This is a genomic window from Variovorax sp. P4_D9, from assembly GCF_056401695.1.
Genome location: NZ_JBFUIU010000443.1, coordinates 1 through 7,534 on the forward strand (window position 1 = coordinate 1; position 7,534 = coordinate 7,534).

The following is a 7,534-nucleotide window of genomic DNA, read 5'->3' on the forward strand; positions in this document are numbered from 1 at the left end:
GCTTGTCGCCCAGCTGGGTCGCGTGCGACAGGACCCTGGCGCCGATGCGGTTCAGGAACCCCAGGCCCTTGTTGCCGATCGCGACCACCTCGCACTTGCGGCCCGAGGCGTCGACCTCCCCGAACCTCGCAGTCACGGCGCGCATGGTGGCGATGAAGGCCGCGACTGACAACGGCGGCGATGTGATTGCCGAACTGACGCTGTTGCACAACCGCACCCGCCAGGCGGCCATCACCCGTGAATTGTCCGAGATCGTCGGTGGCGCGGCAGCGGTCTAGGTGATCAACCGAAAGACTTTGAACGAAGGGCAGAACATGATTGAAACCACCCTGAACCACGGCACGATCGTCCAGTGCATCGGCGCGGTCGTCGACGTCGCCTTCCCGCACGACGCAGTGCCCAAGGTGTACGACGCGTTGAAGGTCGATGCCGCGGCGCTGACACTCGAAGTGCAGCAGCTGCTCGGCGATGGCGTGGTACGGACGATCGCGCTCGGGTCGGGCGACGGCCTGCGCCGCGGCCTGTCGGTTTCCAACACCGGCACCGCGATCTCCGTGCCGGTCGGGCGCGCCACGCTCGGCCGCATCCTGAATGTCCTGGGCGAGGCGGTCGACGAGCGCGGGCCGATCGCCCAGGAGCGGGTGATGCCGATCCACCGCAAGGCGCCCGAGTACGGTGAGTTGAGCCCGTCGCAGGAACTGCTGGAAACGGGCATCAAGGTGATCGACCTAATCTGCCCGTTCGCCAAGGGCGGCAAGGTGGGTCTGTTCGGCGGCGCAGGGGTGGGCAAGACCGTCAACATGATGGAGCTCATCAACAACATCGCCAAAGCGCACAACGGCCTGTCGGTGTTCGCGGGCGTGGGCGAGCGCACCCGCGAGGGCAACGACTTCTATCACGAGATGACCGGCGCCGGGGTCGTGAATCTGGAGAAGCTCGAAGAGTCGAAGGTCGCCATGGTGTACGGCCAGATGAACGAACCCCCGGGCGACCGCCTGCGCGTGGCGCTGACCGGTCTGACCATCGCCGAGTCGTTCCGCGACGAAGGCCGCGACGTGCTGTTCTTCGTGGACAACATCTACCGCTTCACGCTGGCCGGGACCGAGGTGTCGGCACTGCTGGGCCGCATGCCGTCCGCGGTGGGCTACCAGCCCACGCTGGCCGAGGAAATGGGCAGCTTGYAGGAACGCATCACCTCGACCAAGGTTGGCTCGATCACGTCGATGCAGGCCGTCTACGTGCCCGCGGACGACCTGACCGACCCGTCGCCGGCGACGACCTTCGCTCACCTGGACTCGACCGTGGTGCTGAGTCGGGAAACCGCATCGCTCGGCATCTACCCGGCGGTGGACCCGCTGGACTCGACTTCGCGCCAGCTCGACCCGAATGTCGTCGGCGAGGACCACTACGACACCGCTCGGTCGGTGCAGGGCACGCTGCAGCGCTACAAAGAGCTGCGCGACATCATCGCGATCCTGGGCATGGACGAGTTGAGCGCGGAGGACAAGCTGATCGTGGCGCGGGCGCGCAAGATCCAGCGCTTCCTGTCGCAGCCTTTTCACGTCGCAGAAGTGTTCACCGGCATGGCCGGCAAGTACGTGCCTCTGAAGGAAACGATCCGGGGCTTCAAGATGATCGTCAGCGGCGAATGCGACGGCCTGCCGGAGCAGGCCTTCTATATGGTCGGCGCGATCGACGAGGCCTTCGAGAAGGCCAAGACGCTGCAGTAACGCGCTGCAGTAAGGAACAACGATGGCCACCATCCACGTCGACATCGTCAGCGTCGAGGCGCAGGTCTTCTCCGGCGAGGCGAAGTTCGTCGCGCTGCCGGGCGAAAGCGGCGAGCTGGGCATCCTGCCGCGCCACGTGCCGCTGATAACGCACATCAAGCCGGGCGCGGTTCGCATAGAACACGCGGACACCGGCCAGGAAGAGTTCGTCTTCGTCGCCGGCGGCATCCTCGAAGTTCAGCCGGGCACGGTCACCGTTCTGGCCGACATGGCGATTCGCGGCAAGGACCTCGATCAGGCCCTCGCGCAGCAGGCCGCGCAGCAGGCCGAGGATGCGGCGAAGCAGGCCCGCAGCGACATCGACTTCGCGAGGGCGCAGGGCGAGTTCCTGGAGATGGCGGCCCGCATCGCCACAGTGCGCAATTTGCGCAGGAAGTGACACGCCTCCGGAGCGCGAGTTGGGCGCGGCCGTTAGTCACGCCCGCTCATTTCATTTCGCGCGTGCCCGTCCATAGTATCTGTCGCAACACGCATCGGCGTTCGTCGGGGGCGCCGTGACCTCGACCAACCCGTTAGTCACGGCGCACTCACTTCATTCGGCGAGCGCCGATCGATAGCATCGACGCTCACAGATCGGCGCCTTGCTCCGCGCCATCCGGCGCAATGTGAGCGAGTTTATGGGGCACATGCTGCACGATCATCAACCCTGATGGAGATGTTTGACATGGCTTCAAAGCGCAAGGCGGAACGCACTGAACGCGACGTTGCACGGATGACGGAGAAGGACTACGAGAAGGAAATGTTCCATCTGCATGTCGAGCTGATCAAGCTGCAGGAATGGGTCACGCATGCGGGAGCCAAGGTCTGCATCGTCTTCGAAGGGCGGGACGGCGCCGGCAAAGGCGGAACGATCAAGGCGCTCACTGAGCGCGTGAGCACTCGTGTGGTTCGGGTCGTGGCACTGCCGGCGCCGACCGAGCGCGAAAAGAGCCAGATGTACGTGCAGCGCTACGTTCCGCACCTGCCGGCAGCCGGGGAGGTCGTGATCTTCGACCGCAGCTGGTACAACCGCGCCGGCGTCGAGCGCGTCATGGGGTTTTGCACCCCGCAGCAGCTCGAGGTCTTCTTTCATGATGTCCCGCACGTCGAGCGGGCCATGGTCAGCTCCGGGATCATCCTCCTCAAGTACTGGCTGGAGGTCAGCCCGCAGGAGCAGACGCGCCGACTCCAGGCGCGCATCAGCGACGGCCGCAAGATCTGGAAGCTGTCCGACATGGACCTCAAGTCGTACAGCCGCTGGTACGACTACTCGCGGGCGCGCGACGACATGTTCAAGGCCACCGACACGGAGTTCGCGCCATGGTTCGTCGCGAATTCCGATGACAAGCATCGCGCGCGCCTGAACGTCATCAGCGACCTGCTCGGCCGCATCCCCTACCAGCCGGTGTCCCGCCAGGCGGTGAAGCTGCCGAAGCGCCAGAAGGAGGGCGACTACCGCGAACCCGACTACCCCTACCGATTCGTCCGCGAGAGGTATTGATGATGGGGCGGTTCGCTCTTCCGGACTGGATCGGCGACTACCGAAGGGACTGGATCAAGCTCGACCTGGTGGCCGGGCTGACGGCGGCCGCCGTGGTCATTCCCAAGTCGCTGGCCTATGCCGCGGTCGCGGGGATGCCGGTGAGCGTCGGCCTCTACACCGCGATGGTGCCGATGGCAATCTATGCTGTCCTCGGCACCTCGCGCGCACTCAGCGTCAGCACGACCACGACGATCGCCATCCTGGTCGGGGCGGCGCTGGGCCAGGTCAGCGCGAGCGGCACGGCCGACCTTGCGACGGCCTGCGCCTCGCTGACCTTGCTCGTGGGCGCCTCCGAGCTGGTGCTGGTGGGCTTCAAGGCCGGCATCGGCGTCGTCATCGTGGTCGACCAGCTTCCGAAGTTGCTCGTTCTGCACTTTCAGAAGGGATCCTTCGTCCACAACCTCCTTGCCATTGGCCAGGGGCTGCCGCACACGTCGATGGTCGCGCTCCTCGTGGGGGGCGGCACGGTGGTGCTGCTGGTGCTGCTGGAGCGCTACGTGCCGAAGGCGCCGGCGCCGCTCGTCGCCGTAGCGTGCGGCATCGCTGGCATGAGTCTGCCAGGGCTCGATCACCTGGGCCTCGCAACGGTCGGAACCGTGCCGACGGGGCTGCCTTCGCTCACTTGGCCCAGCCTGGCACTTTTGGAGCAGCTCTGGCCTGCGGCGCTGGGCATCGCCCTGATGAGTTTCACCGAATCGGTGACAGCGGGACGGGCATTCGCGCGCAGCACGGAGCCCGCGCCGCAGCCGAACAGGGAGTTGTTCGYGATCGGGCTTGCCAATGTCGGCGGCGCTTTCATTGGCGCCATGCCCGCCGGCGGAGGCACCACGCAGGCCGCCGTGACCCAAGAAGCGGGGGGCCGTTCGCAGATGGCCGGCCTCGTCACGGCCGGGGTCGCGCTGGGAACGCTGCTTCTGCTGGCGCCGCTGATCGGCCTCATGACCGACGCCACGCTGGCGGCGGTGGTCATCGTGTACTCGGTCGGGTTGATCAAGCCGGGAGAGTTCACCGAGATCCTCAAGGAGCGCCGCACCGAGTTCGGCTGGGCGCTCATTGCGCTGGCCGGCGTCATCCTGCTCGGGACGCTGCAAGGCATCCTCGTGGCCATCGTCGTGTCGCTCGTCGCACTCGCCCACCAGGTGTCGGATCCGCCGGTGTACGTGCTCGGGCGCAAGCCGGGCACCAACGGATTCAGGCCGCAGACCGACAAGCATCCGGACGACGAGATCTATCCTGGATTGCTGCTGCTGAGGCTGCAGGGGCGTCTGTTCTTCGCCAACGCCCAGCGCGTCGGACAGAAGATTCGCGTCTTCGTTGCAGAACACAGGCCGCGGGTCGTGGCGTTCGACTTCTCGGGTGTCTTCGACCTGGAGTACACCGCCCTCAAGATGCTGACTGAAGCCGAGAAGCGCTATCGCGAGCAGGGCTTAGTGCTCTGGTTCGTGGGGCTGAACCCCGGCGTGCTGGACATGGTTCATCGTTCGCCGCTGGGGTCTACGCTGGGCTGCGAGAAGATGCTCCTCAACCTCGAGGAGGCCGTTGCGAGGTATGCGTCGGCGCGCGAACGATAGAGCGGGCATGCGAATCGATGCGCGCGCCGACCGCGAAGGCCTGCTGAACCCGGTCGAGCGCAGTGCCGAGATCCTGTTCGGCTTGATCATGGCAGTCACGATCCTGGGATCGCTGTCCATCGCCAAGGCAGGAAGCAACGAGGTGCGAACCGCCATGGCAGCCGCGCTGGGCTGCAACCTGGCGTGGGGGCTGGTCGACGCGGTCATGTACCTCGTTCGCACATTGACCGAGCGCGCGCGTCTGCGGCACCTGGCCAAGCGCGTGATCGACGCCGACGCGAACTCGGCCCACCACCTGATCCGACACGCGCTGCCGGCGAACTTCATCGCGATCACTGGGGCGAACGAGCTCGAGGGCATGAGGCGAAAGTTGCTCGCTCACCCGATGCCGGCTGGCACGGTGCTCGGACGCCGCGACTACCTAGCGGCAGCCGGCATCTTCTTGCTCGTTGTGCTCGCCACGTTTCCCGTTGTCGTGCCATTCATGCTGACGAACGACATCGCCCTGGCGATGCAGATCTCGCGCGCCGTCACGCTGCTCATGCTGTTTGTCGCCGGGTGGGCGCTGGGACGCTATGCCGGATACCAGTGCCCGGCACGGACGGGTGTATTCATGGTCCTGATAGGGGTAACGCTGATCGCGTCCGTGAAGGCACTCGGTGGATGAACCCGATCCCGTCGACCCAAGGATCGAGAGCGCGAAGCGCCATCTACACCATGGACGCAACCGCCGCATGCCGACGCGCCGTTAGTCACGCCGCGCTCACTTCATTCCAAGAGCACCCATCCGTAGCATCGAAACCGTCAAGGATAGGTTTGCCACAAGGCAAAGCGAGTCCCAACCACGAAAGGCGCCGCCATGAACGAAGCAAACAGAGTCATCGATCCGCAGCACGAGAAGTACCGCCGCCTCATCGCGGCAGCCCAGTCCTTCGAACCCGTGACGACCGCGGTCGCGCACCCGTGTGACCGCAGTGCGCTCGAGGCGGTGATCGACGCCGCGAGGATCGGCCTGATCCGGCCCATCCTGGTCGGACCGAAGACGAAGATCGCCGCAGTCGCGAAGGAGTTCGAGCTCGACATCACATCCTACGAGTGTGTCGATGCCGCGCACAGCCACGCCGCCGCCGCGATGGCCGTGCAGATCGTGCGAGAAGGCCGGGCCGAGGCACTGATGAAGGGCAGCTTGCATACCGACGAGGTGATGGGCGAGGCCGTCCGGAAGGACACTGGGATTCGCACGTCGCGCCGGATCAGTCACTGCTTTGTACTCGATGTGCCGACGTACGACCAGGCAATCATCGTCTCCGACGCCGCGGTCAACATCGCGCCGTCCCTCGAGGAGAAGGTGGATATTGTCCAGAACGCCATTGACCTCGCCCACGCGCTGCGATTCGAGGAGGTTCGGGTCGCGATTCTGTCGGCGATGGAAACGGTGAATCCGAAGGTGCTCTCGACGATAGAGGCCGCGGCACTGTGCAAGATGGCCGACCGCGGTCAGATCACCGGCGCAACGCTGGACGGGCCTCTCGCGTTCGACAACGCGATCAGCCTCGGCGCGGCGCAGATCAAGCAAATCAAGTCTGCCGTCGCGGGGCGCGCAAATGTCCTCGTCGTTCCCGACCTCGAGGCGGGAAACATGCTCGCCAAGAGCCTGGTCTTCCTCGGCAACGCCGATGCGGCGGGAATCGTGCTCGGCGCGAAGGTGCCGATCATTCTGACGAGCCGCGCCGATTCGGTGACAGCGCGGCTGGCTTCGTGCGCCGTCGCCGTGCTGGTCGCGGCAGCGCGCCGGGCGGATGTGGCCAAGGTGATCGCCTGACCGCCGCGCTTTTTTCCATCGATTGAACAGACAAAAAGAGGTAGTCCGTGACCGACGCCATCCTAGTCCTGAACGCCGGCTCGTCCAGCATCAAGTTCTCGCTGTTTGCAAAGGCCGCCGCTGAGCCGACACTTGTGGCGAGCGGCCAAGTCGAGTCCATCGACACGAATCCGCACTTCATCGCCAAGGATCCGCTGGGCCAAATCGCGAGTGAGAAGCGCTGGGCGTCCGGCGCCAAACTCGGGCATGAAGGCGCGGTCGCCCACGTCGTCGATTGGCTCAAGACTGTATACGCGGGGCAGCACCACCTTGTCGGGGCCGGCCACCGCGTGGTGCATGGGGGCGTCGACCACGTGGGTCCAGCGCTGCTCGACAACGAGGTGGTCGCGATGCTGGAGAAGTTGACGCCGCTCGCCCCCTTGCACCAGCCGCACAACCTGGCACCGATCCGCAGTCTGATGACGCTCGCGCCAGAACTGCCGCAAGTGGCATGCTTCGACACCGCGTTCCATCGCAGCAATCCTGCAGTGGCTCAGGCGTTCGCGCTGCCCTCGGCGCTGACCGAATCGGGTGTGCGGCGCTACGGCTTCCACGGACTATCGTACGAGTACGTCGCGCGGGTCCTGCCGCAGTTCGACGAGCGCGCGGCGAGAGGCAAAACGGTGGTCCTGCATCTGGGCAACGGCGCCAGCATGTGCGCGCTGCGGGCCGGAACCAGCATTGGGGGAACAATGGGCTTCACGGCGGTCGACGGGCTTGTGATGGGCACACGCTGTGGCGCGATGGATCCCGGCGTGCTGCTGTACCTCATGAACGAAAAGGGCATGGA

General features: G+C 65.5%; 7 protein-coding genes and 1 pseudogene. All 8 read left to right on the plus strand.

Annotated elements, in window-relative coordinates; all coding sequences use genetic code 11:
- Window positions 1-134: 134 nt before the first annotated feature.
- Window positions 135-278: pseudogene (locus AC1DY5_RS34495) on the plus strand (F0F1 ATP synthase subunit gamma); the annotation flags it as partial.
- A gap of 36 nt (window positions 279-314) precedes the next feature.
- Complete coding sequence (gene atpD, locus AC1DY5_RS34500; protein WP_478118851.1) at window positions 315-1,730, plus strand: F0F1 ATP synthase subunit beta; 1,416 nt, start codon at window positions 315-317, stop codon at window positions 1,728-1,730.
- 22 nt (window positions 1,731-1,752) lie between these two features.
- A complete protein-coding gene (locus tag AC1DY5_RS34505; RefSeq protein ID WP_478118853.1) occupies window positions 1,753-2,169 on the plus strand; it encodes a F0F1 ATP synthase subunit epsilon in 417 nt (138 codons plus the stop codon).
- Between the two features lie 285 nt (window positions 2,170-2,454).
- Window positions 2,455-3,270 carry a polyphosphate kinase 2 gene (gene ppk2, locus AC1DY5_RS34510; RefSeq protein WP_478118855.1) on the plus strand — a complete coding sequence of 272 codons (816 nt, stop codon included), beginning with the start codon at window positions 2,455-2,457 and terminating at the stop codon, window positions 3,268-3,270.
- Window positions 3,270-4,883 (plus strand): SulP family inorganic anion transporter, encoded by a 1,614-nt coding sequence (locus AC1DY5_RS34515; RefSeq protein ID WP_478118857.1) that lies wholly within the window; start codon window positions 3,270-3,272, stop codon window positions 4,881-4,883. Before ppk2 ends, AC1DY5_RS34515 begins: the two co-directional genes overlap by 1 nt.
- 7 nt (window positions 4,884-4,890) lie before the next feature.
- Window positions 4,891-5,550 carry a VIT1/CCC1 transporter family protein gene (locus AC1DY5_RS34520; RefSeq protein WP_478118859.1) on the plus strand — a complete coding sequence of 220 codons (660 nt, stop codon included), beginning with the start codon at window positions 4,891-4,893 and terminating at the stop codon, window positions 5,548-5,550.
- Window positions 5,551-5,742: 192 nt separating this feature from the next.
- Entirely contained in the window at window positions 5,743-6,705 is a 963-nt protein-coding gene (locus AC1DY5_RS34525) for a phosphate acetyltransferase (protein WP_478118861.1), read from the plus strand.
- 47 nt (window positions 6,706-6,752) lie between these two features.
- Window positions 6,753-7,534 (plus strand): acetate/propionate family kinase (locus AC1DY5_RS34530; RefSeq protein WP_478118862.1); only part of this gene is annotated, 782 nt, incomplete at its 3' end.